Origin of the sequence: Nesterenkonia sp. (genome assembly GCF_029265375.1) — a bacterium.
Taxonomy (GTDB): domain Bacteria; phylum Actinomycetota; class Actinomycetes; order Actinomycetales; family Micrococcaceae; genus Nesterenkonia.
The window spans coordinates 96,520-121,063 of record NZ_JAJUJJ010000002.1 but is presented as its reverse complement, the minus strand read 5'-3'; the positions used below and the strand labels follow the sequence as shown (position 1 = coordinate 121,063).

The following is a 24,544-nucleotide window of genomic DNA, read 5'->3' as shown; positions in this document are numbered from 1 at the left end:
CAGGCACGACGGCGAGTGCAGCGCCGGGTGCCCAAGCCGAAGGATCTGGCCCCGCTGATGCAGTTCAAGAAGTTCGACTTCAACGCCTCACGCCGTCGCCTGGCCGCTGCCCTGACCATCGAGGATCTGCGCAGCATCGCCAAACGACGCACCCCCAAGGCCGCCTATGATTACACGGAGGGCGCCGCCGAGGCAGAGATCTCCCTGGCCCGGGCCCGGCAGGCCTTCCAGGACGTGGAGTTCAACCCCTCGATCCTGCGGGACGTCTCCGAAGTCGACACCTCCTGCGAAATCTTCGGCGGCCCCTCCGCCCTGCCGTTCGGCATCGCGCCCACCGGCTTCACCCGGTTGATGCAGACCGAGGGAGAGACCGCAGGAGCCTCCGCAGCTGCCGCCGCGGGCATCCCGTTCTGCCTTTCCACCCTGGGGACCACCTCGATCGAGGACGTCAGGGCAGCCAACCCCGAAGGCCGAAACTTCTTCCAGCTCTACGTGATGAAGGACCGGCAGATCTCCTATGACCTCACCGAGCGGGCCGCTGCCGCGGGATTCGACACTCTGCTGTTCACCGTGGACACTCCGGTGGCCGGGGCCCGCCTGCGCGATAAGCGCAACGGGTTCTCAATCCCCCCGGCGCTGACTCTGGGCACCATCGTCAACGCCATCCCCCGGCCCTGGTGGTGGTACGACTTCCTCACCACCCCGCCTCTGGAGTTCGCCTCCCTGAGCTCCACCGGAGGCACGGTCGGTGAGCTGCTGGACAAGGCCATGGACCCCTCCATCAATTTCGAGGACCTCAACACCATCCGCGAGCTCTTCCCCGGCAAGCTCGTGGTCAAGGGGGTGCAGACCGTGGAGGACGCCAAGAAGCTTGCCGGCCTCGGTGTGGACGGCATCGTGCTCTCCAATCACGGGGGACGCCAGCTGGACCGGGCGCCGGTGCCCTTCCACCTGCTGCCCGAGGTGGTCCGCGAGGTCGGCCATGATCTGGAGGTCACCCTCGACACAGGCATCATGAACGGTGCCGACATCGTGGCCTCCGTCGCCCTGGGGGCGAAGTTCACGTTCGTCGGTCGCGCCTACCTCTACGGGCTCATGGCCGGCGGCCGCCCCGGCGTGGACCGCGCCATCCAGATCCTCACCGATCAGGTGGTGCGGACCATGAAGCTGCTGGAGGTCTCCAGCCTGGAGGAGCTGAGTCCGCGCCATGTCACCCAGCTGCAGCGCCTGGTGCCGCGCAGCCGCTGAGCGGCCTGACTCAGGAGGAGACCGCTCCGAGGAAGAGTGCGGCCAGGATCAGGGGCGCCAGCAGCACGGCAGCGCCCCACAGGGTGCAGATCCAGCCGAGGACCCAGCCGGCTGAGGCGTCGTGACCGACTCGGCGCGCCTTGGACGCCTGCCACAGCGCCAGCGGACCCAGGATGAACGGCACGGTGAACAGCCCCACAATGCCCAGGACCAGGGCGGCGGTCGCCCAGGACTGGGCCTGCATCAGTTCCTGCTGCCGCACCGGGTGGTGCACATCACCGGCGGCGTACCCAGCGGGTGAGCCGTCGGCGTAGGTCGGATACTGACTGGGCTGAGGAGACTGCTGGTGGTGCCCGGAGTAGCCGTAGCCGGACGGCGCGTACCCCCGGTGCGTTCTGCCGTGCTCATCGAAGCGGCTGTGACTCATGCACCCATTGTGGCCCACACCACCGGCGGCGTCACTGGTGAGGCGAGCGGCGCTGAACCGGGCAGCTCCGAAGGGAGCCGACTCCCCACGCATCGTGGCGCCTGAGTCAGTCACCGCGGTTCGCGGCGAAGCACTGAGCGCAGACTGATCCGGCGCATCCGGGTATAGGCCAGTCCGGCCGCGGCGACCCCCAGGCCGGCGGCCAGACCGCTGATCACCAGCGCCCACCGGGCACCGATGTGCTCGCCGATAGCCCCGATGATCGGAGCTCCCAGCGGAGAGCTGCCCAGGAACACCATCAGGTACAGGGACACCACGCGGCCGCGCATCGAGGGTGCTGAGGTCATCTGGATCAGCGCGTTCGCCGTCGTCACCGTGGTCAGCACGCTCAGACCCACCAGCGGCAGCATGGCGGCATAAGTGAGGTAGGAAGGCATGAGGCCGGAGAGAATCTGCGCGGCAGAGAAGACCAGTCCAGCCCCGACGACGAACCGCAGCCGGGGCCGCTGCCTCCCGGCGGCCAGCAGCGCCCCGGCCAGGGAGCCGATGGCCAGCACCGAGCCGAGGATCCCGAACTCCCCGGCACCCTTGCCGAAGGTCTGGGTGGCCATCAGCGCAGAGGTGACTTGGAAGTTCATGCCGAATGCGCCCAGACAGAACACGCAGCTGAACAGCAGCAGCAGATCGGGGCGGCCCACCACGTACCGCACGGCATCGCGGATCTGCCCCCGCGCTCTGCCGGTCACCGGTGCCGGCTGCAGCCGGTTGGAGTCCAGCAGCACCAGGGCCAGCACCACAAAGCCGTAGCTGACCGCGTTGGCGGTGATCACCCAGCCGGTGGCATCGACTCCCGAGCCCAGGGCGGCGATCAGCAGCCCCGCCAGCCCCGGACCCACCAGGCGGCCTGAGTTGAACGAGGCCGAGTTCAGTGCCACCGCATTGGAGAGCCGGTCCGCATCGACCATCTCGCTGACGAAAGACTGCCGGGCCGGAGCTTCGAAGGCTCGGGCGGTGCCGAAGAGGAACGCCAGCGCATAGGCGTGCCAGAGCTCCACCACCCCGGTGATGGCCAGCGTCCCCAGGGCCGCCGACGGCAGGGCCATGGCCGCCTGCCACCAGAGCAGCAGCGTGCGTTTGGGGAACCGGTCGGCCAGCACGCCGGCTGCCGGCGAGAACAGCAGCGAAGGCACCAGCTGCAGAGCCAGGGTCACTCCCAGTGCTGTGCCGCTGCCGGTGATTTCCAGCACCAGCCAGGCTTGGGCCGTGGTCTGCAGCCAGGTGCCCACATTGGAGATCAGCGCCCCCAGGGCATAGATCCGGTAGTTCCGGACGCCTAGGGCGCTGAACATCCGTCTCATGACTGCCGCCGGGCCCGCAGCTCCTCGATCGCCTGTGGAATCACCTCGGTGAGGTCGCCGACAATTCCGAAGTCGGCGATCTCGAACACCGGAGCGTCCTCGTCCTTATTGATGGCCACAATGGTCCCGGAGGTCTGCATGCCGGCCTTCTGCTGCACCGCCCCGGAGATCCCGACCGAGATGTAGAGCTGCGGGGAGACGATCACCCCGGTCTGGCCCACCTGGGCGGAATGGTCGATCCAGCCGGCGTCTGTGGCTGCGCGGGAAGCACCCACCGCCCCGCCGAGTTCGTCGGCCAGCTGCTCCACCAGGCTGAAGTCGCCCTCCACACCGCGGCCGCCGGCGACGACGACCCGCGCCTCGGACAACGCCGGGCGCCCGGTGCTGGGCAGCTCGGTCTCCTCCAGCAGCTCCACCGCACCGCTGGGGGAGACCGGCAGCGTGGTGATCTGCGGAAGGCTCCCCGGCTGCACGGCGGCGGGCACACTGTTGGGCCGCAGCGTGGCGATCAGCGGACCGCCCACCGGCTGCGCGGACGTGGTGTAGGCCCCGGCCAGCACCGATTTGGTCACTGTGGTGCCCTCGATGCTCTCCGCCGAGGTGATCAGGCCCGCCTCAAGCCGGACGGCCAACCGCGCCAGAGCGTCGGTGGCATCAGCGGTATCAGCGCCGAGCACCAGATCGGGAGCTGCCTGGGCGGCGGCTTCAGCCAGCAGGTCGGCCAGCGCCGGATCCCCGGGCGGCACATCAGCCTGTGGAGCGTAGACCGAGCCGATGCCCTGGACGGCCAGCGCCGGGGACGGCTCGGCCGAGGTGGTGACCACGCTGATTTCGCCCAGCTGGCCCGCCAGGGTCAGCAGCTCCTGCTGACTGATGCTGAGCTCGGCGCCCAGCTCCTCGAAGAAAACCAGAACCTGTGTCACAGCAGACGCTCCTTCTGAAGAAAGTCCACCAGCTGGCGGCCGGCGGTGCCGTCGTCGTGGATGATCTCCCCGGGCTCACGGGCCGGACGGGGAGCGGCGGAGAGCAGCTGCACCTTCGGCTGCACCGCCGCGGCGTCCAGGCCGGTCTCCGCCAGGCTGAACGTGGTCACCGGCTTCTTCCGGGCCTTCATGATCGCCCGGAAGTTCGGGTAGCGCGGCTCATTGGCCTGGTCGGTCACCGAGACCACCGCCGGAAGGGCGCAGGCCAGCTTCTGCTGCCGGGTGCCGGCGGTGCGGGTCACGCTCAGCCGCGCCCCGTCGATCCCCAGCGCCGTAGCCTGGGTCAGTGCCGGGACTCCGAGCCGCTGCGCCAGCTGGGCCGGCACCGCCCCGGTCTCGCCGTCCTCACTGGCCATACCGGTGAGCACCAGGTACTCGGCGTCCAGCCCGGCCAGGCTGCGCACATGCTGGATGGCAGCCGCAGCGGCCGCGGAAGTGGCGGAGACATCGGCCCCGGCCAGGGCGTCGTCGGTGAGGTGGTAGCCGTCGTCGGCCCCGATCTGCAGGGCTTTCTTCAACGCTGCTGAGGCGCCCGCGGGGCCGATTGTCAGCGCAGAGACCCGGACCTGACGGTCGGACAGGGACTCGCTGATCTGCAGGGCAGCCTCCAGGGGATGCTCGTCCAGCTCCCCGAGGATGCCTTCTGTGCGGTCGATCCGCCGCTGGGCGGTGAACCCGCGCTCCAGCTGGGCGTCGGGCACCCACTTGACCAGGGTGATGATGTGCAGTGCCGGCATGCAGTCCTCTCTTGCCCTATGGGGTAGGAATACAACGCACACTATGGTCGCACGAGTGCCGCCGAGCAGGCTCCGAGGTGGTCTAGGCTGGCTGTGATGCCCGTCTCAGGGCTGCTCTGCCCCTTCGACGCAAGGACGCCGCCGCATGATCGATCTGCTCATACTGCTGGTGCTGGTTGCCGGCATCGTGCTGGTCACCGCCCGCTGGAAGATCAGCCCGTTCCTGGCGCTGCTGGGGGCGGCTCTGCTGGCCACCTTCCTCTACCGGATCCCGCTGGCCGAGAGCGTGCCCACCGTCACCGAGGCCTTCGGGAACACCCTGGGCAATATCGGACTGGTGATCATCTTCGGCACCATGATCGGAGTCATTCTGGAGCGCTCGGGTGCGGCGATCTCCATGGCCGATGCCATTATCCGGGTCATCGGCAACAGGTTCCCGAACCTGACGATGTCGCTGATCGGCTACATCGTCTCCATCCCGGTGTTCTGCGACTCCGGGTATGTGATCCTCAATTCGCTGCGCAAAGCGATCACCACCCGCGCCGGGATCTCTGGACTGGCGACCGCCACGGCGCTGATGACCGGGCTTTTCGCCACCCACTCGCTGGTGCCGCCCACCCCGGGGCCCTTGGCGGCTGCATCCGAGCTGGGCGCAGAGGCTGATCTGGGCCTGGTGATCGGCCTGGGTCTGGTGGTTTCGCTCATCTCAGCGATGGCCGCCCTGCTGTTCGCCTCCCGGCTGAGCCACCGCGAGTTTGCTGCCCTTCCGGCTGAACGGGAGGACGATATCGAGGTCCAGGACTATGAGCAGCTGCGCGCCTCCTACGGGACGCTGCCCCATCCGGCCGCGGCTTTCGCTCCCATCGGGGTCCCGCTGCTGCTGATCTGCTTCGGCTCGGTGGCGCAGCTGCCCGGCGAGCCTTTCGGCGCCGGCGCGCTGACCGAGACCCTGGTGTTCTTTGGCACCCCGGTGATCGCCCTGATCATCGGTCTGCTCATCGCCACCGCCCTGCTCTCCGGGCCCGGTCGGCTGGGACAGTTCAACGAGCAGATCACCGAGGCGATCCGTGTGGCCGCACCCATCCTGTTCATCACCGGGGCCGGCGCAGCATTCGGCGCGGTGCTCAACGCCTCCCCGCTGACTGACTATCTGGCGGAGAACATTGCGACTATGGGCCTGGGCGTTGCGGTGCCGTTCCTCATCGCCGCGGCGCTGAAGACCGCGCAGGGCTCCTCCACCGTGGCGATTGTCACCAGCGCGGCCCTGGTTTCCCCGATGCTGGGCTCTCTGGGTCTGGACTCCACCGCAGGCTCGGTGCTGGCCGTGCTGGCCATCGGGTCCGGGGCGATGGTGGTCTCCCACGCCAATGACTCCTTCTTCTGGGTGGTCTCCCAGCTCTCACGCATTCCGGTGGCCACCGCCTACCGAACCCTGACGGTGGCCACAGCCATCCAAGGCGTGACTGCCTTCGTGGTGGTTCTGCTGCTCACGGTGGTGATGCTCTAGCCATGGAGGTCACTCGTATTGTCTGCGCCCCCGACTCGTTCAAAGGCTCGGTGACCGCCGCGGAGGCTGCCGCCGCTATGGCCCGCGGCGCCCGCGAGATCTGCACCGCCGCAGAGATCCTGGAACTGCCCTTCGCCGACGGCGGCGAGGGAACCTTGGACGCGCTGCTGGCCGTCTGGGGTCGGCCGGCCGCGCAGGTGGAGACCGTCGATGCGCTGGGCAGACCCACCACCGCCCGCTACGGACTCTCCCCGGACGGGCGCACCGCTGTGGTGGAGGCCGCCGAGGCCAACGGGCTGCCCCAGGTCTCCGACGTTCCGCTGCAGCCCCTGCGCGCCGACACCTACGGGGTGGGGCGCCTGCTGGCCCATGTGCTCGACGCCGGAGTGGAGGAGATCCTGCTGTGCATCGGCGGTTCGGCCACCACCGACGGCGGCACCGGGATCCTCTCCGCGCTGGGGGCCGAGCTGCTCGACGACGACGGCGCCCCGGTAGCGCCGGGAGGCCAGGGGCTGGCCGATATCGTCCGGATCGATCTGGACGGGCTGCATCCCCGTGCTCGGCAGGTGCGCTGGCGGATCGCGGTGGACGTGGACAATCCGCTCACCGGTGAGCGCGGGGCGGCCGCAGTCTTCGGCCCGCAGAAGGGTGCGGACGCTGAGGACATCGCCGTCCTCGACGCCGGACTGCGCCAGCTGGCCGCTGTGCTGGCCGAGCACACCGAGACTGAGCAGAACTCAGATGCCGAGGCAGCGCAGCAGCCCAGCCCAGCGCAAACCAGCCCAGAGCCAACCAGCCCTGCGCAGACCGGTCCAGCGCAGCTGGAGACCGTGCCCGGCTTCGGGGCCGCCGGAGGAATCCCGCTGCCGCTGGTCACCCTGTTCGGCGCTGAGGTGGTGCCCGGATCCGCCATGGTCGCCGAAGCCGTCAGGCTGCAGGAGGCCCTGGAGGAAGCTGACCTGGTGCTCACTGGCGAGGGCCGGCTGGACAGTCAGTCCCTGGGCGGGAAAGTCGTCGACGCCGTCGCCTCCCGGGCCCCCCAGCGCGCCGCCGTCGTCGTCATCGCCGGAGCCCTGCAGCTCAGCCCCGCCGAATGCCGCGACGCCGGGCTGACAGCGGCGTTCTCCATTGCCGATGGCCCCGCAGAGCTTGCCCAGCTGCAGAGTGAGGCCGAACGGCTGATCCAGCAGACCACTGCTCACGCCTGCGCCCTGCTGGGACGCTGAGCATCGGCCCGGCGCCCACCCCGGTGCTCGCTGAGTCCACCCGGGCGTTCACTGCGGGTAGCGGGTTCGGCAGAATTCGCGCAGCCGCTGCGCCATGGCCTCCAGGGTGGCTGCGGCGTGGTGGCCTGCACGCCAGCCGGCCCACAGCTGAATCTCCAGGGGCTGGCCCGCACTGAGGATGCGCAGCCCGTGCAGGTCATAGCGCGGATCATCGGTGAGCACCGCCGCCCCACGCCCGGCCGCCGCCAGCGCCTGTGCCACCTGGCTGTGCCGGGTCTCCACCGTGGCGGCCGGGCCCAGCGTCTTCCCCGCGGTCTGCGCCTGAGCCAAGGCCGCCTCCAGCACCCGGCGTGCCTTGAACTGCATAGTCGGCAGGATCAGGGTCTCCTCAGCCAGCTCCTCCAAGCTCACCGCCTCCCGGCCGGCCCATCGGTGCCGCCGGGGCACATAGGCCCACACCGGCAGATTCACCAGATGCAGGCTGTGCGCCCCGGCGGGCCAGCGCACCGGTGCCACCAGCATGTCGAACTCCGCCAGCGCAGGCCCCAGCTCAGCGTCAATCTCCATCTCTGAGACCGCAGGCACCGGGTCCTCCGGCAGGAAGGTCGCCACAAACGGTGCGACCACATCGGTCAGCGTGGTGGCAGGGGCCGCCAGCCGCACCGTGGTCATGCGCCCGCCCGCCAGCTGAGCGGCATACTCGGCAGTCTCATGGTGATGCTCCAGCAGCGCCCGCGCCGCCTCATAGAACGCCCGGCCCTCAGAGGTCAGCACCAGCCGTCCGCGCTGCCGGGCAAACAGGCGCAGCCCCACCTGGCGCTCCAACTGACGGATCTGGCGGGAGAGCGAGGGCTGGGTCAGGTGCAGCTGATCAGCGGCGGAGGAGACCGTGCCGGCCTCCACCACCGCCGCGAAATAGCGCAGCAGACGGGTGTCCATGCCTGGTAAGCATACGCGTCATAAGAAACAGGTATTGGACCGTATGGGCGCGGCAGTGTCAGGCTGAGACCCCAGGCAGTGAGCCGTCCGCGAACCGCAGGGGCGGCCGGCCGCGTGTGCAGAGACTTTCCCCCGAAGGAGCGCAGATGAGCACCTCCACCCTTGCTGTGATCAACCCGGCCACCGGCGTGCAGATCGATGAGGTCCCCGACCTCACCGCCGATGAGGCGCTCGCCCGCGCCGAGACGGCCCACCAGGCCTTCGGGGAGTGGCGTCATGTGCCCCCGCGCAAGCGTGCCGAGGTGCTCACCCGCGCCTATGAGCTCATGATCGACGACGTGGAACGGCTGCGGGACCTCATCAGCGCTGAGAACGGCAAGTCCCTGGCCGATGCGGAGGCCGAGGTGCGCTACGCCGCGGAGTTCTTCCGCTGGTACGCCGAGGAGGCCGTGCGGCTTGGTGGGGAGTACACCCAGGCCCCGGCGGGGGGAGTGCGCAATGTGGTGACCCGCCATCCGGTGGGAGTCGCCCTGCTCATCACTCCGTGGAACTTCCCGGCCGCCATGGCCACCCGCAAGATCGGCCCGGCGCTGGCCGCTGGCTGCACTGTGCTGCTGAAGCCGGCCCGGGAGACCCCGCTGACCGCCGTGGCTATTGCGGAGATCCTGGTCAAGGCCGGCCTGCCGGAGGGCGCGGTGCAGATGGTCACCACCACCGGCACCCGGGATGTGGTCTCCGCGCTGCTGGCCGATGACCGGGTCAAGAAGCTCTCCTTCACCGGCTCCACTCCGGTGGGTCGCACCCTGCTGGGACAGTGCGCCCAGCGGGTGGTCAACGCCTCCATGGAGCTGGGCGGCAATGCCCCGTTCATCGTGACCGCTGATGCGGATGTCGAGGCGGCCGTCGCCGGGGCGATGATCGCCAAGTTCCGCAACTCCGGGCAGGCCTGCACTGCGGCGAACCGGTTCTACGTCCACGCCGACGTCGCCGAGAAGTTCATTGAGGCCTTCGGTGCCAAGATCAGCGAGTTGAAGGTCGGCGATCCGGCCGAGGGCGCTCAGATCGGTCCGATGATCCATGACAAGGCCGCCGGCGAGGTCCGCGAACTCATTGACTCCGCGGTGGAGGCCGGTGCGACAATCTCCCACCAGGCACAGGTGCCGGATTCAGTCGCCACGGAGGCGTTCGTGGCCCCGACGCTGCTGCGTGATGTGCCCGCCGATGCGCCGATCCTGAAGGAGGAGATCTTCGGGCCGGTGGCACCGGTGGTGGTGTGGGAGGACCAGGAGGAGATGATCCGCCTGGCCAACGACGCCGAAGTGGGCCTGTCCTCCTACGTCTACGCCGGCAGGCTCCAGGACGCCATGAAGATCGGCGAACGGCTGGAGGTCGGCATGGTCGGGGTCAACCGCGGCATCGTCTCCGATCCCAGCGCGCCCTTCGGCGGCGTGAAGCAGGCCGGCATCGGCCGCGAGGGCGGACACTGGGGCGTCGAGGAGTTCACCGAGGTCCAGTACCTCTCCGTCGACTGGTCCGAGTAGCTCCGGCTGGTCGCCGGCTCAGTGCGGGCGACCCCCGCCCTGAGCAGTGTGCGTGGTCTCAGAGCGGTACTCGGTGTAGGTGTAGGGGTTGTCCAGGATCTTGGTCTCCGGGATCTCTGGGCACATCCCGGCCTCCCATTCGGCCTCGCCCAGCTCGGCGCGGATATGCTCCACCGTGGCCTCCACGGTGGAGCGCACCCGGTCCAGGTCGACGTCGACCAGCTGATGATCATGCTTGACGATACGCCCGTCCACGAGCACTGTGTGCACATCACCGCGCTGAGCCTGGAACACCACATGCCCATGGGGATTGAGGATCGGGAACATCGCCGGGGAGGAGTCGTTCTTGATCAGCACCAGGTCGGCCTTCTTGCCAGCCTCCACTGAGCCGATCAGGTCCTCCATACCCAGGGCTTGGGCGCCGCCGCGGGTAGCCCACTGAACCACCTCATCAGCGCGCAGCCCCAGGTTGGTGCAGGTGTCGCCGGTGGCGTGGTGCTCGAAGTGTTCGCGGGCCCGGTCCGAGCTCAGCGTGGCCCGCATTGCGGCGAAGGCATCAGCGCTCCACCACACCGAGGTGTCCACCGAGAGCGAGACCGGGATGCCGTGGCGGCGCAGCGCCCAGGAGGAGGGGTAGCCCTGCCCGCAGCTGGACTCGGACTCCGCCGAGACCGAGGCCGCACCGCCGGTGGCCGCGATCCGCTGGTAAGAATCCTCGGAGAGGGTCGCCGCATGGACGTAGACGTTCTTCTCATTCATGAACCCGTGCGAGTGCATCAGGCGGATGCCGTCGTCGTTGGTTGCTCCCCACACCCCGGCGTGAGTGGTGACCGGCACGTCCAGCTCCCGGGCCACCTCAAAGGCGCCCTTCTCCGGGAACTCCGGGTCCCCGGTGACATCGAAGGCCATCTGGAAACCGAGCATCTCATCACCCAGCTGCCCGTTGGAGCGCGGAATCCGGCATCCACAAAATCGCGGAACTCCCCGGACGCGGCCCACTCCCAGGGGCCGGCGTGGATGTTGCCGTAGGCGAAGACGAACCTGCCGTCGACCTCCTGCAGAGCATCGACGGCGGCATCAGCATGCTCCACCGTGGACAGGCCGTGGGACCAGTCCACCGACGTGGTCACCCCGGCGTCGATGGCCTCCACGGCTGAGAGCAGGTTGCCGGCGTAAATGTCCTCGGGCCGGAACTTCTTGCCGTGCTCCAGGTAGTTCCACACGAAGTACTGAGTCAGGGTCCAGTCGGCGCCGTAGCCGCGCATGGCGGTCTGCCACATATGCCGATGGGTGTCCACGAAGCCGGGGGTGAGGATACCGCCGGAGGCATCGATGACCTGGCCGTGCTCCGGGGCCTGCACGTCGCGACCGACTGCTTCGATGCGGTCGCCGACCACCAGCACATCGGCTCCGGTGAGCACGCTGCGCTCAGCGTCCATGGTCAGCACGGTGGCGTTCGTGAACAGGATGGGCGCGCCCTGACGGCTGGCGCTGACGACGGGATCTGCAGTGGGTGCGCTCATAGTGGAGCCTCCTGGTGATGGATGACTTCTGGGGCAGATCGCCGAAGAGCGCCGGAACCCTGTGGCCCAGGAGATCTACATGCATGTGGACCGCAATGCGGAATACGTCCACCCCACCAGCACCCAGGAGGACTGACTATGGCTGACCTCACCGCAGTGCTCGCCAGCACCCACCACCCCTTCTACTACAAGGCCACCACCTCGCCTGAGCAGGAGCGGCCGCCCTTCGCAGATCAGTGGCAGCGCAAAGTGGAGGCCTACCGGGAGACCCTCACTGCTGCGGAGCCGGAGATCCTGGTGATGGTCGGCGCCGACCACTTCCACCAGCTCTGGCTGGACAACTACCCGCAGTTCCTCATCGGACAGGCCGAGCGCTACGACGCCACCTTCTACAACGAGGAGCGCGAATTCGGCATCCCGAAGTACACGCTCGACGGCGACGTCGACTTCTCCCGGTATATGCACTCGGAGCTGATGGCAGCCGACTTTGACTTTGCGGTCAGTCACGAGCTGAAGATCGATCATTCCATCATCTGCCCGATCATCACCGTGCGTCCTGAGGCCGATCTGCCGGTGGCGCCCATCTACACCAATATTTTTGTTCCCCCGCTGCCCTCCCCGAAGCGGTTCTACGATCTGGGCCGGGCCATCCGCCGGATCATCGACGCGTATCCGACCGACCGGAAGGTTGCCGCCATCGGCACCGGCCATCTCTCCCTGGAGCTGGGCGGTCCCCGCCAGTTCGGCGAGCACGGTCCGGATCCGCTCTTCGACGCCGACGCGATTGAGTGGCTCTCCACCGGCAACGCTGAGGCCATCCTGGCCAATGTCACTCACGAATCCATGTCAGGAGCAGGCAACGCCACCCACGGGTTCATGGACCTGCTGCTGATGATGGGGATCGCCGGCGAAGGGGTCCACGCCGACTACGTGGATCAGCTGGATCTGTTCCACACCCGCGAGATGTACATCACCTGGTACCCGCACAAGAACCAGAAGCAGACCGACGCCGCGGCGTCGGCCGCTGAGGTCTCCAGGGCCAGCCTGGGACCGATCTACGCCAATGATCCCGTCTGGGACCCGTTCCGCCATCCGGAGACCGGAGCCGGGGCCCCGTCCGAATCCCCCGTGGGGGCCTGAGAAGAGCGAGCCGCCGATGAGCAAGTACTACGTCAACAAATTCCTCTACACCATCGACCGCGATCCGGACTGGGTGGGCCGGTATAAGGAGGACCCGCGCGGAACCATCGAGGCCTGGGAGCAGCAGGTGGGCCGCTGGCTCAATCCGGCGCAGGAGACCACCTGGCTGTCCTTCACCGAGGAGGAGCGCGAAGCTCTGGCCACGCACAACTATGTGTGGCTCTTCGAGCACGGTGCCCACTTCTTCCTGAACCTGACATTGTTCATCGCTCTCTAAGATGAGGAGTACACCCAGCGGTCGGGTCCGCTGTCCTTCCAGCGAGAGATGGCGGATAAGCTCAGCCCCTGGCGGGGCAAGGACTATCCCTCTGTGGCCCTCTGAGCCTTCGGGAGGCCGCCGTCGCGGTCAGCCGCTTCCATAGAGTCCGAGGGCAGTGCCTGCCACCGCGCCCAGTCGTCCTGCACGGCTGCGGCAGCCCGCTGCAGGCGCGGCAGGTGCTCACCCACCAGAGTCTCCACCGAGGTCTCGGCAGCGTGCACGGTGGTGTTCATCGCAGCCCGCACCTGGCCGGAGTCGTCGCGCACCGGCACAGCAATGGAACGAATGCCCAGAGCCAGTTCCTCATCGGCCAGCGCCCAGCCCTGCTCCCGCACCTGGTCCAGCTCCGCGAAGAAAGCCTCCTGCTCCCAGCGGCCCACCGGCACCACGGAGGAGCGGGAGGTCTCGGTCAGCCGCGCCGCCACCTGGTCACGGTCCTGCCAGGCCAGCAGGGCTTTGCCCTGGGAGGTGGGCGGTGCCGGGAACCGGGTCCCGATGTCCACCCGCAGCGCGATGAGCTTGGGCACGGCCACCCGCGCCACATAGACGATGTCCGGCCCGTCCAGCTGGGACATGGAGGAAGACTCTCCGGTCACCGAGACCAGGTCCCGCAGATGTGGCCGGGCCACATCCCACAGCCCCAGGGAACTCACATAGGCAGTGCCCAGCTCCAGCACCTTCGGAGTCAGCGCGAAGTACCCGTCCTCAGCGCGGGCATACCCCAAATCCTGCAGCGTCATCAGGATCCGCCGCGCCGTGGGCCTGGCCAGACCCGCGGCCTGCGCCACCTGGGACAGCGTCAGTGAAGGATATTCCGGGGAGAAGGCCCGGATGACGCTGAGCCCCCGGGAGATAGCCTCGATGAACTCCGGGCTGCGATCCGGCAGACCTGTCTCCTCTCCGGCGCCGCGGCGCCCTGCCCAAAGTCTATGGCCTGTGCGTCGGCTGCGCTGGGGAGCAGGGTCACCGATTGCCGGCTGTGACCTCGCGCCAGGTCCGCACCAGCTGGCTGAACTCCTTGACTTGGACCAGCACGTGGTCGCGGCCGGCATTCTCCGCAGCCTCAGTCTCCCCCGTCTCAATAGCTTCAGCGATCACTCGGTGCTCGGCCAAGGACCGCCGCATCCTGTCCGGCACCCTCAGCTGCAGACGGCGGTAGGGCTGCAGGACCCTTCGCAGACTATGCGCCTGCTGCCGCAGATACTCGTTACCGCAGGCGTCATAGATCACCCCGTGGAACCACGCATTGGCGTAGTAATAACCGTCCGAATCGCCCTTCTGCTCATAGAGCTGGCACTCCTGGAGAGCATGGTGCAGCTCCTCCAGCTGCCCGCGGTCGATCCGGCGCGCGCACAAGCGGGCCGCCATCCCTTCCAGCTCCGCCATCACCTCGAACCTGTCGGCCAGCTCCGCCAGACTCAGCTCGGTGACATACGTCCCCTGCTTGGGCCGGATCGAGACCAGGCCCGAACGTTCCAGCGCCTGCAGCGCCTCCCGGATTGGAGTGCGGGAGCAGCCGAACTGCTGCTCCAGTTGGCTGGGGTCCAACCGCTCACCGGGGCGGTAGCGGCCGTCCACAATCGCATTCTCCAACGCGTCCCGCACGCGCTGGGACTCCGGCACTCGCGCCATATCCACCTCCACCTCTTCCCTGTGAGCTTATCGACCGCGCCAGTCGCCGGCAGAGGGGGTCCGATCTCTGCCGCGTCTGCTCCTGTGGCGCGAATCACATCTATACCTTATGCTGGCTGTTATATACATCACAGTACTGATTGGATGCATTGATCGAGGAGGTCTGATGGCACGTGGCGAGGGCTGGCTGCTGGGTGATCTCTTTCGAGTTCTCAGCGGCCGCCGCGGTGAATCAGAACCGCAGCCGGAGGCGCCGCCCGCTGAGCAGCTGCGCGCGGCCTGCCAGGTCCTCACCAGTGACATCGGCGAGGCCTCCATCCGAGCCGTGGCCAGCCGGGCACTCAGCGCCTACAGCCAGCTGGAGGATTCCGAGAAGGCAGAGTTCTTTCATTACATCCTGGACACCTACGGGGTCGATGCCGCCGCACTGCAGCAGGCGTACCACCGTTGGGAGGAGAGCCGCGGCCACCAGGAGCTGGCAGAACTGTTCACTGTGGTGGAGCCAGCCCGGCAACAGCTGCTGCGGCGGATCAACCATGCCCCAGGCGCCACCCGCGCCCTCGTGGATATGCGTGCGGACCTGCGCCGGCTGATGCGCTCCGACTCGCAGCTGAAACCGTTGGATCAGGATTTCCACCACCTGCTGACCTCCTGGTTCAACCGCGGCTTCCTGCGTATGGAGGAGATTACCTGGGACTCTCCACGCGAACTGCTGGAGAACCTGCTCCGCTACGAAAAGGTCCATCCCATGGCCGGCCGGGATGAGCTGCGCCGCCGTCTGCAGCCCAAGGATCGACGCATCTACGCGTTCTTCCACCCCGCCACCGGTGAGCTGCCGCTGATCTTCGTAGAAGCGGCCCTGCTGAAAGGGATCCCCACCCACATCAGCCCCCTGCTGCGCGCCGGGACCAGCGTCAACCCCGCCCGCGCGACGACTGCGGCCCTGTACTCCATCAACAACGCGTTGGACGGGCTGGCCGGTGTCTCCTTCGGGAACCTGCTCATCAAACAGGTCATCGACTCCGTGGGTGAGCAGCTGCCGCACTTAGAGACCTTTGTAACACTTTCCCCCATTCCGGGCTTCCGCAGCTGGTTCGAGGACCAGGCCCAGCGTCGGCAGGCCGCCGGTGACTCCGACTGGGAGCAGCTGCGGCAACGGCTGACCACACTGGACGGCGCACTGAAGGACCCGAAGGATGCCGCAGAGCGGGAGAAGCTGCTGCAGGATCCTCCCGCCCGTCTGCGCGCCGCACTGCAGCCGCTGCGCGAAGACCTCTTCGCCGTGCTGGCCCGCTACATCGCCCACACTCGTCGGGCAGACGGCCGACCGGTGGACCCGGTGGCGCGGTTCCATGTGGGCAACGGAGCCTCCGCCTGGCAGCTCAACTGGCCCGCTGACCCCTCGCCCCGCGCCTGGGAACAGTCCTACTCGGCGATGATCAATTACCGCTACGAGCCGGAGGTCCTGGAGCGCCGCCATGAGGAGTTCGTCCGTCATCGTGCAGTAGCCCTGGGCCCCCAGCTCTACCAGCTGCTGAGCTGTTCACCGGCGCCCGAGGAGCACATCACTATGAGAGGAAACCCGCCGATGTCCAAACCCTTCACCACCATCTACCAGCAGTTCTTTGCGCAGGCACAAGCTCACCCGGACAAGGAGCTTTTCCTGCTGCCAGACGCAAGAAGGATCACGTACGCCGAAACCCTGCACACCGCTCAGCGGATAGCCGCAGCTCTGCGTGAGGACGGAGTCCGGCCAGGGGACCGGGTGGCGATGCAGGTGGAGAAGTCTCCCGAGGCCATCGCTTTGTACCTGGCCACCTTGCAGATCGGCGGAGTCTTCCTGCCGCTGAACACCGCCTACACCGGAACGGAGGTGGACTACTTCATCCAGGACGCCCAGCCGAAGGTGCTGGTGTGCTCCCCTGCAGCAGCATCCGATCACGATCAGCGCTCGGTAGTGGTCGAGACCCTCGGCACCGACTCGGACGGAACACTGCTGCGTGCCACTGAGGCGAGCACCGAGATCCACAGTGCCGAACCTGACGACCTGGCCTCCATCCTGTACACCTCGGGAACCACGGGGCGATCCAAGGGGGCCATGCTCACCCATCGCAACCTCGCCTCCAACTGCGAAGCACTGCTGGAGACCTGGCAGTACACCGAAGCCGACCGGCTGATCCACGCATTACCGATCTTCCACATCCACGGACTGTTCGTGGCGGCCAATATGACATTGGCCGCCGGGGCCTCAATGCACTACCTCCCCGGCTTCGACGCCGAGGCCATCATCGACCTGCTGCCGGAGGCCACCGTGCTGATGGGGGTTCCCACCTTCTACACCCGACTGCTGAAGAATGAGCGGCTCACCAAGGAAGCCTGTGCCCAGATGCGGTTATTCGTCTCCGGCTCCGCGCCTCTGCTGGCCAGCGACCACCAGGCCTTCTACGAACGCACCGGACACGCCATTCTGGAACGCTACGGCATGACCGAGACCGGTATGAACACCACCAACCCCTACTCCGGAGGGCCGCGCAAACCAGGCACGGTGGGCAAGCCCTTCCCGGGCGTGGAGGTCCGGGTGGTGGACCGTGAAACCGCCGACCCGGTTGCGGACGGGGAGGTGGGACTGGTGGAGGTGCGCGGCCCCAACGTCTTCTCCGGCTACTGGGGGATGCCGGAAAAGACCGCCGAGGAGTTCCGACCGGACGGCTTCTTCATTACGGGGGACTTGGGCCGCATCGACGAGGACGGCTACCTGTGCATCGTCGGGCGCGATAAGGACCTGGTCATCTCCGGGGGATACAACGTCTACCCCAAAGAAGTAGAGGAGCGGATCGACGCCCACCCAGCGGTGCTCGAATCAGCCGTCATCGGAGTTCCCCACTCGGATCTCGGCGAGGCAGTGGTCGCCGTCGTCGTCCCCGCGCCGGAGGCACAGCTGGATCCGGAGGAAATCCTGCAGTTCATCTCCGGGGATCTGGCCCGGTTCAAGCAGCCCCGCGCCGTACGGATAGTTCAGGCTCTGCCCCGCAATGTGATGGGCAAAGTTCAGAAGGCCGAGCTGCGCCGACAGTACGCAGACATCTTTGAAGCCGCCAACGCCTGAAGGCGCAACAAGCAAGGAGAGAACTGATGGTGCTCTATGGAGTCGCAGCCCTGGCGCTGTGCATGCTGGTAGGAATGATCATCGGCGACCTGATCGGCGTAGCCGTGGGGGTCGACGCCAATGTCGGCGGCGTGGGCTTCGCCATGATCATGCTAGTGCTCGCCACCGCATGGCTGCGCAAGAAGGGACTGTTCCCCAAGTCCACTGAGCAGGGTGTGCTGTTCTGGAGCGCACTGTACATCCCGATTGTCATCGCCATGGCCAGTACGCAGAACGTAGCCGAGGCACTGGACGGCGGACCGATGGCGATTCTGGCGGGTCTCACTGCCCTGGCCTGCGGAGCCGCTCTGGTACCGGCGCTATCTCGTATCGGCGGCCGCGCTGAGCCGCTGCCTCCGATGACCGACGAAGAGAAGATGGAGGCCTGAGATGGAACTCGTCGCAGATGTGCTCGAGCGCAACGGCCTGCTGTTCGCCTTCGTGATTGTCGGAGCCCTGATGATGGTCTCCGGCTGGCTCTCCAAGACACTCACCCGCGGAAGGCTGCAGGGCTCGGCCATCGCCATCATGCTGGGGCTGGTATTGGCCTACATCGGAGGTGTGCAGACCGGCGGAGAAGCGGGGCTGGCCGATATCGCGATCTTCAGCGGCCTGGGACTGATGGGCGGAGCTATGCTGCGCGACTTCGCTATTGTGGCCACCGCATACGGCGTAGACCTGCAAGAGATCAAAAAGGCCGGGTTGGCCGGCGGCCTTTCCCTGATTCTGGGAGTCTTCGTCTCCTTCGTCGCCGGCGCGCTGGTGGCCGCTGCCTTCGGCTACACGGACCCGGAGTCTATGGCCACGGTGGGAGCAGGGGCCGCCACCTACATCGTGGGCCCAGTGACAGGAACCGCCGTGGGGGCCAGTTCGGAGGTGATCGCTCTTTCCGTCGCCGCTGGCCTGGTGAAATCGGTGGTCGTCATGGTGGGCACCCCCATGATCGCTTCGGTGATTGGATTGAACAATCCGAAGTCAGCTATGGCATACGGCGGGCTGATGGGCACCACCTCCGGGGTGGCCGGAGGATTGGCCGCCACCGACAAGCGACTGGTGCCCTACGGAGCGATGACCGCCACCTTCTACACAGGTCTCGGTTGCCTACTGGGCCCCAGCGTCTTCTACTTTGCGTTGCGCTTCCTCTTCGGCGCATGAGCGAAACACCTGCGCCGGTCGAAGCAAAGAACGTGCCAGAAGGGCCCAAACACGCAGGTTCTGGGCATGAGTTTGGGCCCTTCCGACACGCTATGCGGAGGGTTGGGCGGTGGGCTGAGGCGGTGGGACGGCCGGTAGGCTGGCCGTCATGACTTCTTCCCCTCTGGACCGCACCGACCTGCTCGCCGCCGCCGAGGCACGGCTGCCTCAGATCATCGGCGACATCCAGCGCTTGGTGGAGGTGGAATCGCCCTCCGAGGACCTGCAGGCCGTGGCCCGCGGAGCCGCCGAGGTGGCCGCACTTGCCGCCGAGCGCCTGGGTGCCGCACCGGAGAGCATCGTCATCGACGGGGTGACCCACCTGCGGCTGCGCTTCGGTGCGCAATCGCCGAAAGTGATGCTGATCAACCACCAGGACACGGTCTGGCCGATCGGCACCCTGGCGCGCAAGCCGTTCAGCAACCAGGACGGCGTGCTGCGCGGTCCTGGGGTCTTTGACATGCTCACCGGAGTGGCCATGTCGCTGCACGCCGCCTCGCTGCTGCAGCAGGCCGGCCACAGCCTGGAGGGTTTGAGCATTGTGGTCACCGGCGATGAGGAGCTCGGCTCGGTGACCTCTCGGAAGCTGATGGAGGACGAGGCCGCCCAGGCCCACGCCGTCTTTGTGATGGAAGGCGCCCTAGAGACCTCCCTGAAGGTCGCCCGCAAGGGCACCTCCATGTACGAGGTGATCGTCCACGGGCGCGCCGCTCATGCCGGCCTGGAACCGGAGAAGGGCATCAATGCCGGCCTGGCACTGGGTCTGCTGCTGCCCCAGATCGAGGGCCTCGGCTCTCCGGAGCTGGGCACCACGGTGGTGCCGACCGTGATCAGCGCCGGCGCCACCACCAACACGGTCCCCGACCGAGCCCAGGTGGCCGTAGATGCCCGCGCAGCCACCGTGGCCGAGCAGCAGCGGGTCGACCGGGAAATCCGTGCGCTGGCCGCCCCCCTGGAGGGGGCCGAGGTGGAGGTCACCGGCGGGATCAACAGGCCACCTATGGAGCGCTCTGCCGCAGAACCGCTCTTCGCCCAGGCCCAGCAGATCGCTGCCGAACTGGGCATCGGGGAGCTGCACGGCGCCGAGGTCGGCGGCGCCTCCGACGGCAATTTCACCGCGGCTCTCGGTGTCCCAACCCTGGACGGGATGGGGGCCTGCGGAGGCGGACCCCACGCAGAGCATGAGCACACCCTGGTGGAGTACATCGCCCCGCGGACCGCCCTGCTGGCCGGACTCATCGACGCCCACCTGTAGTGACTGCGCAGCGGAGAACCCGCAGGGTCATAGTGGCTCAGCGGCCGTCTTGTCGGCGCCCAGGCGCAGCTCTAAGGTGAGGTGAGCAGCACTGTGATGCGCATCACCTGACGAGGAGGTCGCCGATGCCTGAGATTCCCGCCTTCGTGCTGGAGCAGGCCCGCCAGTCCCCGCACCGCCAGACCCTGACGCTCAGCGATCCGCAGGACGGCGAGGTCCTGGTGGAGGTCGCCGCCTGCGGGGTCTGCCACACGGACCTGCATGTGATCAAGGATGAAGTGGCCTTCCCGAAGCCGGCGGTGCTCGGTCATGAGGTCTCCGGAGTGGTGCGCCAGGTCGGCGCCGGCGTGAACCATGTGGCACCCGGGGACCGGGTGGCCTGCAGCTTCATCATGCCCTGCGGCAGCTGCCGGCACTGCCAGCTGGGACTCGAGGACCTCTGCGAGGTCTTCTTCCAGCGCAACCGGCTGCGCGGACAGCTCTACGACGGCACCACCCGGCTGGCCCGCGGGGACGAGCCGATCGCCATGTACTCCATGGCCGGGCACGCCGCCCAGTGTGTGGTGCCGGCCGGCGCGGTCTTCCCGCTCCCTGAGCAGGTGCCCCTTCAGGAGGCCGCCGTGCTGGGCTGCAGCCTGTTCACCGGCTACGGCGCAGTGCGCATCGTGGCGGATCTCCAGCCCGGTGAGTCGGTGGCTGTGATCGCCGCCGGGGGAGTGGGCCTGAGCATCATCCATCTGGCCCGCGCCGCCGGTGCTGAACGGGTCATCGCCGTCGATATCGACGACGACAAGCTCGCCCTGGCCAGCCAGCTGGGCGCCACCGATGTGATCAACTCCTCGCACACCGACCCGGTGGAAGCTGTCACCGCACTGCTGGGCCACGGTGTGGATGCAGCCTTCGAGGCCTTGGGTTCGGTGCCCACTGTGAAGCTGGCGGTGGATCTGCTCGACGACGGCGGCCGGGCGGTGCTCGCTGGCATCGCCCCAGCCGGCCAGACCATGGACGTGGACATCACCAAAGTCGTCCGCCGCAAGCTGCGTATCCTCGGCTCCTTCGGCGCCCCCGCCTCCGCCGCAATGCCGGAGGTGATCCGCTGGGCAGCAGAGGGCCGGATAGACCTGGACCGGCTGATCACCCAACGGTTCAGCTTCGACCAGATCGCCCAGGCCTACCAGCTGCTGGATCAGCGCAAGATCCTCGGGCGCGCCCTCATCCAGATCAACCCAGACCTTCAGTGAGCGGGCCCGCCGTCACCGCCGCACCCGGGCCCCGCAGCCTCAGGCCGGTCCACTGACCTCCTGCCCAGTGCTCCCGCCGGCCAGCGACTACAGTGGCAGCTATGCGGATCGAGTCCCTCACAGTGCGGCGCGTGCAGATGGAGATGCTCACGCCCTTCACCACCAGCTTCGGCACCCAGACCCACCGGGACCTGCTCATCGTGGAAGCCCACTCCTCCGAGCGCACCGGATACGGCGAATGCGTGGCCATGGGCGCGCCCCTGTACTCCGAGGAGGCCACCGCCACCTGCCAGGTGGTCCTCGAGGAGTACCTCATCCCCATGCTGCGCAGCCACGGCGCCGCAGCCGGCACCCCCGGGGTGGTGGAGATCGACCACCCCCAGCTCATCCGCCAGATCCTGGCACCGGTCAAACGCAACTCGATGGCCAAATCCGCCCTCGAAGGTGCGGTCTGGGATCTGTGGGCCAAGCACCAAGGCATCAGCCTGGCCGAAGCCTACGGTGGCACCCGCAGCCACATAGAGGTGGGACTGAGCATCGGGATCAAAGACACCGACGCCGAGCTGGTCTCCGCCGTCGGTGCCGCAGTGGACGCCGGCTACCGGCGGATCAAGATCAAGATCGCCCCCGGACGGGACCTTCAGATGCTGCGCGCAGTGCGCCGCGAGTTCCCCGACACCCCCATCATGGCCGATGCCAACTCGGCCTACACACTCGCCGACGTCGACCTCTTCCGGTCCCTGGATGAGCTGGATCTGATGATGATCGAGCAGCCGCTGGCCCATGACGACATCGTTGACCACCGGCACCTGCAGGCCCAGATCCGCACCCCCATCTGCCTGGACGAGTCGATCCACTCCGCCGAGGACGCGCGCAAAGCCATCGAACTGGGCTCCGGGAAGATCATCAACATCAAGATCGGCCGCGTCGGCGGCATCGCCGAATCCCAGGACATTGAGGCGCTGTGCCGCCAGCACGGACTGGACGCCTGGTGCGGCGGGATGCTGGAGACCGGCATCGGACGGGCGCACAATGTGGCCATCGCGTCTCTGGCCGGCTTCACCCTGCCCGGCGACACCGCGCCCTCAGCCCGCTACTGGGCCGAAGACATCATCGAGCCGGAAGTGGTGATGGACCGCGGCGTCATCGAGGTGCCCACCGCACCCGGACTGGGATACGACGTCGTCGAAGAACGCCTGGATGCCCACACCACTGAGACAAGAACCTACGACCTCACCGCTGCTTGAGGACCTGCCGTGACACACTCCGCCTCACCGCACTCCGTCGCCACCTCCTCCCCGGGGAGCCCGACGCCGGCAGCACACCGACCACCCGCCGCCGGGGCCCTCCGCCCTGAGATCATCCAGCAGGCCGAGCAGCAGGCCCGCCGGGCCGCCGAGGCCTCCCAAGTCCAGGTCCGGCAGCTGACCACCCTGGAGGAGCACACCGCGGCCGCAGATCTACTGGATGCCATCTGGAATCCCGACGGCGATGGCGAGTCCGTGATGCAGCCGGGCCTGCTGACCGCCATGGAGCATGCCGGATCCTATGTGGCCGGAGCCTGGGACCGCGGCGACCTGGTCGGAGTCACCATCGGGTTCTTCGGGCCGCCGTCCGCAGGACTGATGCACTCCCACATCGCCGGGGTGGCCCCGGCCGCGATGCGCCGCGGAATCGGCGCGGCGATGAAGCTCCACCAGCGTGCCTGGTGCCTCCACCACGGGGTGCACACCATGGAGTGGACCTTCGACCCGCTGATCGCCCGCAACGCGCGGTTCAACCTGACCCGACTCGGCGCGCAGCTGGCCGAGTACCTGCCTGAGTTCTACGGGCAGATGCGAGACGGGATCAACGCCGGCCAAGGCAGCGACCGCGCGCTGATCCGCTGGCATCTGGACCGCCAGTATCCCGAGGTGCCTGAGCCGGCCGCCGCCACCGGCGAAGAAGCTGTGCTGCTGCACGTCGGCGAGGACCACCAGCCCCGGCCGGTGAGCGACGATGCTCTGGCCGCCGCCGAAGCCGCAGGGACAGACGTGCTGCTGCAGATCCCGGAGGACGTGGAGGCCCTGCGGTCCGCCGCTCCGAAGACTGCCGCGCAGTGGCGCACCGCGCTGCGAGAGGCCATGCACCCGCTGATGGCCGCAGGGTGGACGGTGGCCGGACTCACCGCCGAGGGCTTCTATCTGCTCCGTCCGCCCGCGCACAGCCCCCGGTGACCCGCAGAACAGGAGCCTGATGAACCATCACCCCAGTGACCCTGCGCCGGCCGGCGAGCAGGATGGCGCAGAGCAGGACCCTCAGAGCTCCAGCCCGCAGGACGGGCATCCCAGCGCGACACCGAGCCGCAACGAGTTTGTCCGCTCCCTGGCCACAGGTCTGGCCGTGCTGGAGGCGTTCACCTCGGATGACCCGCGGCTGACGCTCTCCGATGTGGCCCGCCGCGCCCACCTGAACCGCGCCACCGCACGGCGGATGCTGCTGACCCTGGTGGAGCTGGGCTACGCCTACACCGACGGGCGCACCTTTGAACTGACCCCGCAGGTGCTCAGCCTGGGCCACGGCTACTGGTCCGGCCGAAGCTGGCACGAGCTGCTGCAGCCGCAGCTGCGTGAACTCTCCGCCAAGCTGAACGAATCCTGCTCCGCGGCCGTGCTGACCGGAGATGACGTGATGTACGTCAGCCGGGTGCACACCCGGCGGATTATGCGCATCGACCTGGGGCTGGGCAGCCGCCTTCCAGCCTTCGCCACATCCATGGGGCGGGTGCTGCTGGCGGATCTGCCCCCAGACCAGCTGTCCCGGCGGATCCATGCCATGGCACGCCCTGCGCTGACCGCGCACACCGTCACTGACCCGGAGACGCTTATCGGACTGATCCAACAGGTCGGCCAAGACGGTTTCGCGCTGGTGGACCAGGAGCTGGAGGTCGGCCTTCGCTCGGCAGCGGTGCCGGTGCGCAGCGCGGCAGGGCGCACCGTACTGGCGCTGAACACCTCCATATCGGCCGGGGCGGAATCACCGGAGCAGACCGCAGACCGGGTGCGGCCTGCCCTGCAGAGGTGCGCACAGCAGGTGGAGGCGATGATCCGCTCCCTGGGGCGCGACGCCGAGAGCCTCACCCGCTGACCC

General features: G+C 67.8%; 23 protein-coding genes. 14 read left to right on the top strand and 9 right to left on the bottom strand.

The genetic code is table 11. The features are described from left to right. Positions 1 to 57: 57 nt before the first annotated feature. Positions 58 to 1,248 (top strand): alpha-hydroxy acid oxidase, encoded by a 1,191-nt coding sequence (locus tag Q1K09_RS01425; protein ID WP_300342660.1) that lies wholly within the window; start codon positions 58 to 60, stop codon positions 1,246 to 1,248. Positions 1,249 to 1,258: 10 nt separating this feature from the next. Here Q1K09_RS01425 and Q1K09_RS01420 read toward each other — a convergent pair whose 3' ends face one another. The 4 genes from Q1K09_RS01420 to Q1K09_RS01405 all read right to left on the bottom strand — a co-directional run bounded on the left by Q1K09_RS01420 (position 1,259) and on the right by Q1K09_RS01405 (position 4,753). Then, complete coding sequence (locus Q1K09_RS01420; protein WP_300342594.1) at positions 1,259 to 1,675, bottom strand: DUF4190 domain-containing protein; 417 nt, start codon at positions 1,673 to 1,675, stop codon at positions 1,259 to 1,261. Between the two features lie 110 nt (positions 1,676 to 1,785). Continuing rightward, positions 1,786 to 3,024 carry an MFS transporter gene (locus Q1K09_RS01415; RefSeq protein WP_300342592.1) on the bottom strand — a complete coding sequence of 413 codons (1,239 nt, stop codon included), beginning with the start codon at positions 3,022 to 3,024 and terminating at the stop codon, positions 1,786 to 1,788. Positions 3,025 to 3,029: 5 nt separating this feature from the next. Then, on the bottom strand, positions 3,030 to 3,956 hold the full coding sequence (locus Q1K09_RS01410; RefSeq protein WP_300342590.1) for an electron transfer flavoprotein subunit alpha/FixB family protein: 927 nt from the start codon (positions 3,954 to 3,956) through the stop codon (positions 3,030 to 3,032). Beyond that, positions 3,953 to 4,753, bottom strand: coding sequence for an electron transfer flavoprotein subunit beta/FixA family protein (locus Q1K09_RS01405; protein WP_300342589.1), 801 nt, complete (start codon positions 4,751 to 4,753; stop codon positions 3,953 to 3,955). The genes Q1K09_RS01410 and Q1K09_RS01405 overlap by 4 nt, the downstream gene beginning before the upstream one ends. Positions 4,754 to 4,898: 145 nt before the next feature. Between Q1K09_RS01405 and Q1K09_RS01400 the strand changes: the two genes are divergently transcribed. Together Q1K09_RS01400 and Q1K09_RS01395 are read left to right on the top strand one after the other, a co-directional pair. Then, positions 4,899 to 6,260, top strand: a complete 1,362-nt coding sequence (locus tag Q1K09_RS01400; protein WP_300342587.1) for a GntP family permease — start codon at positions 4,899 to 4,901, stop codon at positions 6,258 to 6,260. A 2-nt stretch (positions 6,261 to 6,262) separates the two neighbouring features. Beyond that, positions 6,263 to 7,486, top strand: a complete 1,224-nt coding sequence (locus Q1K09_RS01395; protein ID WP_300342586.1) for a glycerate kinase — start codon at positions 6,263 to 6,265, stop codon at positions 7,484 to 7,486. Between the two features lie 48 nt (positions 7,487 to 7,534). Here the strand turns inward: Q1K09_RS01395 and Q1K09_RS01390 are convergent, their stop codons facing one another. Then, entirely contained in the window at positions 7,535 to 8,425 is an 891-nt protein-coding gene (locus Q1K09_RS01390; protein ID WP_300342584.1) for a LysR family transcriptional regulator, read from the bottom strand. Between the two features lie 146 nt (positions 8,426 to 8,571). Between Q1K09_RS01390 and Q1K09_RS01385 the strand changes: the two genes are divergently transcribed. Then, positions 8,572 to 9,966 (top strand): NAD-dependent succinate-semialdehyde dehydrogenase, encoded by a 1,395-nt coding sequence (locus Q1K09_RS01385; RefSeq protein ID WP_300342583.1) that lies wholly within the window; start codon positions 8,572 to 8,574, stop codon positions 9,964 to 9,966. 18 nt (positions 9,967 to 9,984) lie between these two features. Here Q1K09_RS01385 and Q1K09_RS01380 read toward each other — a convergent pair whose 3' ends face one another. After that, positions 9,985 to 10,803 carry an amidohydrolase family protein gene (locus Q1K09_RS01380; RefSeq protein WP_300342658.1) on the bottom strand — a complete coding sequence of 273 codons (819 nt, stop codon included), beginning with the start codon at positions 10,801 to 10,803 and terminating at the stop codon, positions 9,985 to 9,987. Next, a complete protein-coding gene (locus tag Q1K09_RS01375) occupies positions 10,743 to 11,489 on the bottom strand; it encodes an amidohydrolase family protein (RefSeq protein ID WP_300342581.1) in 747 nt (248 codons plus the stop codon). Before Q1K09_RS01375 ends, Q1K09_RS01380 begins: the two co-directional genes overlap by 61 nt. A 138-nt stretch (positions 11,490 to 11,627) precedes the next feature. Between Q1K09_RS01375 and Q1K09_RS01370 the strand changes: the two genes are divergently transcribed. Together Q1K09_RS01370 and Q1K09_RS01365 are read left to right on the top strand one after the other, a co-directional pair. Next, positions 11,628 to 12,629, top strand: coding sequence for a hypothetical protein (locus tag Q1K09_RS01370; RefSeq protein WP_300342579.1), 1,002 nt, complete (start codon positions 11,628 to 11,630; stop codon positions 12,627 to 12,629). A 16-nt stretch (positions 12,630 to 12,645) separates the two neighbouring features. Next, positions 12,646 to 12,906, top strand: coding sequence for a hypothetical protein (locus Q1K09_RS01365; protein ID WP_300342577.1), 261 nt, complete (start codon positions 12,646 to 12,648; stop codon positions 12,904 to 12,906). Between the two features lie 83 nt (positions 12,907 to 12,989). Here the strand turns inward: Q1K09_RS01365 and Q1K09_RS01360 are convergent, their stop codons facing one another. Both Q1K09_RS01360 and Q1K09_RS01355 read right to left on the bottom strand, forming a co-directional pair. Beyond that, entirely contained in the window at positions 12,990 to 14,000 is a 1,011-nt protein-coding gene (locus tag Q1K09_RS01360) for an IclR family transcriptional regulator C-terminal domain-containing protein (RefSeq protein ID WP_300342576.1), read from the bottom strand. Next, complete coding sequence (locus Q1K09_RS01355; RefSeq protein ID WP_300342575.1) at positions 13,912 to 14,580, bottom strand: GntR family transcriptional regulator; 669 nt, start codon at positions 14,578 to 14,580, stop codon at positions 13,912 to 13,914. Before Q1K09_RS01355 ends, Q1K09_RS01360 begins: the two co-directional genes overlap by 89 nt. A 166-nt stretch (positions 14,581 to 14,746) precedes the next feature. On the opposite strand from Q1K09_RS01355, the gene Q1K09_RS01350 reads away from it, so the two are divergent. The 8 genes from Q1K09_RS01350 (at position 14,747) to Q1K09_RS01315 (ending at position 24,541) form a co-directional block, all read left to right on the top strand. After that, positions 14,747 to 17,686 carry an AMP-binding protein gene (locus Q1K09_RS01350; RefSeq protein WP_300342574.1) on the top strand — a complete coding sequence of 980 codons (2,940 nt, stop codon included), beginning with the start codon at positions 14,747 to 14,749 and terminating at the stop codon, positions 17,684 to 17,686. 26 nt (positions 17,687 to 17,712) lie between these two features. Next, positions 17,713 to 18,114: a malonate transporter subunit MadL gene (madL, locus tag Q1K09_RS01345; protein ID WP_300342572.1), complete on the top strand. Its 402-nt coding sequence runs from the start codon at positions 17,713 to 17,715 to the stop codon at positions 18,112 to 18,114. Position 18,115: 1 nt separating this feature from the next. Next, the gene (gene madM / locus Q1K09_RS01340) at positions 18,116 to 18,880 is read left to right on the top strand and encodes a malonate transporter subunit MadM (protein WP_300342570.1); all 765 of its coding nucleotides are present in this window, start codon (positions 18,116 to 18,118) and stop codon (positions 18,878 to 18,880) included. Positions 18,881 to 19,028: 148 nt separating this feature from the next. After that, positions 19,029 to 20,174 carry a M20 family metallopeptidase gene (locus tag Q1K09_RS01335; RefSeq protein WP_300342568.1) on the top strand — a complete coding sequence of 382 codons (1,146 nt, stop codon included), beginning with the start codon at positions 19,029 to 19,031 and terminating at the stop codon, positions 20,172 to 20,174. A 125-nt stretch (positions 20,175 to 20,299) separates the two neighbouring features. Next, positions 20,300 to 21,415 (top strand): zinc-binding dehydrogenase, encoded by a 1,116-nt coding sequence (locus tag Q1K09_RS01330; protein WP_300342567.1) that lies wholly within the window; start codon positions 20,300 to 20,302, stop codon positions 21,413 to 21,415. 101 nt (positions 21,416 to 21,516) lie between these two features. After that, on the top strand, positions 21,517 to 22,662 hold the full coding sequence (gene menC / locus Q1K09_RS01325) for an o-succinylbenzoate synthase (RefSeq protein ID WP_300342565.1): 1,146 nt from the start codon (positions 21,517 to 21,519) through the stop codon (positions 22,660 to 22,662). Positions 22,663 to 22,671: 9 nt separating this feature from the next. Then, positions 22,672 to 23,631: a hypothetical protein gene (locus Q1K09_RS01320; protein WP_300342563.1), complete on the top strand. Its 960-nt coding sequence runs from the start codon at positions 22,672 to 22,674 to the stop codon at positions 23,629 to 23,631. A gap of 19 nt (positions 23,632 to 23,650) precedes the next feature. Then, positions 23,651 to 24,541 carry an IclR family transcriptional regulator C-terminal domain-containing protein gene (locus Q1K09_RS01315; protein WP_300342561.1) on the top strand — a complete coding sequence of 297 codons (891 nt, stop codon included), beginning with the start codon at positions 23,651 to 23,653 and terminating at the stop codon, positions 24,539 to 24,541. Positions 24,542 to 24,544: the final 3 nt, after the last annotated feature.

What these genes read in the sequence shown, in the direction of transcription:
- Q1K09_RS01425 (WP_300342660.1), top strand. Translation starts at nt 58, where the DNA reads ATGCAGTTCAAGAAGTTCGACTTCAACGCCTCACGCCGTCGCCTGGCC.
- Q1K09_RS01420 (WP_300342594.1), bottom strand. Translation starts at nt 1,675, where the DNA reads ATGAGTCACAGCCGCTTCGATGAGCACGGCAGAACGCACCGGGGGTAC.
- Q1K09_RS01415 (WP_300342592.1), bottom strand. Translation starts at nt 3,024, where the DNA reads ATGTTCAGCGCCCTAGGCGTCCGGAACTACCGGATCTATGCCCTGGGG.
- Q1K09_RS01405 (WP_300342589.1), bottom strand. Translation starts at nt 4,753, where the DNA reads ATGCCGGCACTGCACATCATCACCCTGGTCAAGTGGGTGCCCGACGCC.
- Q1K09_RS01400 (WP_300342587.1), top strand. Translation starts at nt 4,899, where the DNA reads ATGATCGATCTGCTCATACTGCTGGTGCTGGTTGCCGGCATCGTGCTG.
- Q1K09_RS01395 (WP_300342586.1), top strand. Translation starts at nt 6,263, where the DNA reads ATGGAGGTCACTCGTATTGTCTGCGCCCCCGACTCGTTCAAAGGCTCG.
- Q1K09_RS01390 (WP_300342584.1), bottom strand. Translation starts at nt 8,425, where the DNA reads ATGGACACCCGTCTGCTGCGCTATTTCGCGGCGGTGGTGGAGGCCGGC.
- Q1K09_RS01385 (WP_300342583.1), top strand. Translation starts at nt 8,572, where the DNA reads ATGAGCACCTCCACCCTTGCTGTGATCAACCCGGCCACCGGCGTGCAG.
- Q1K09_RS01375 (WP_300342581.1), bottom strand. Translation starts at nt 11,489, where the DNA reads ATGAGCGCACCCACTGCAGATCCCGTCGTCAGCGCCAGCCGTCAGGGC.
- Q1K09_RS01370 (WP_300342579.1), top strand. Translation starts at nt 11,628, where the DNA reads ATGGCTGACCTCACCGCAGTGCTCGCCAGCACCCACCACCCCTTCTAC.
- Q1K09_RS01365 (WP_300342577.1), top strand. Translation starts at nt 12,646, where the DNA reads ATGAGCAAGTACTACGTCAACAAATTCCTCTACACCATCGACCGCGAT.
- Q1K09_RS01360 (WP_300342576.1), bottom strand. Translation starts at nt 14,000, where the DNA reads ATGCCGGCCGCGACCACGTGCTGGTCCAAGTCAAGGAGTTCAGCCAGC.
- Q1K09_RS01355 (WP_300342575.1), bottom strand. Translation starts at nt 14,580, where the DNA reads ATGGCGCGAGTGCCGGAGTCCCAGCGCGTGCGGGACGCGTTGGAGAAT.
- Q1K09_RS01350 (WP_300342574.1), top strand. Translation starts at nt 14,747, where the DNA reads ATGGCACGTGGCGAGGGCTGGCTGCTGGGTGATCTCTTTCGAGTTCTC.
- madL (WP_300342572.1), top strand. Translation starts at nt 17,713, where the DNA reads ATGGTGCTCTATGGAGTCGCAGCCCTGGCGCTGTGCATGCTGGTAGGA.
- madM (WP_300342570.1), top strand. Translation starts at nt 18,116, where the DNA reads ATGGAACTCGTCGCAGATGTGCTCGAGCGCAACGGCCTGCTGTTCGCC.
- Q1K09_RS01335 (WP_300342568.1), top strand. Translation starts at nt 19,029, where the DNA reads ATGACTTCTTCCCCTCTGGACCGCACCGACCTGCTCGCCGCCGCCGAG.
- Q1K09_RS01330 (WP_300342567.1), top strand. Translation starts at nt 20,300, where the DNA reads ATGCCTGAGATTCCCGCCTTCGTGCTGGAGCAGGCCCGCCAGTCCCCG.
- menC (WP_300342565.1), top strand. Translation starts at nt 21,517, where the DNA reads ATGCGGATCGAGTCCCTCACAGTGCGGCGCGTGCAGATGGAGATGCTC.
- Q1K09_RS01315 (WP_300342561.1), top strand. Translation starts at nt 23,651, where the DNA reads ATGAACCATCACCCCAGTGACCCTGCGCCGGCCGGCGAGCAGGATGGC.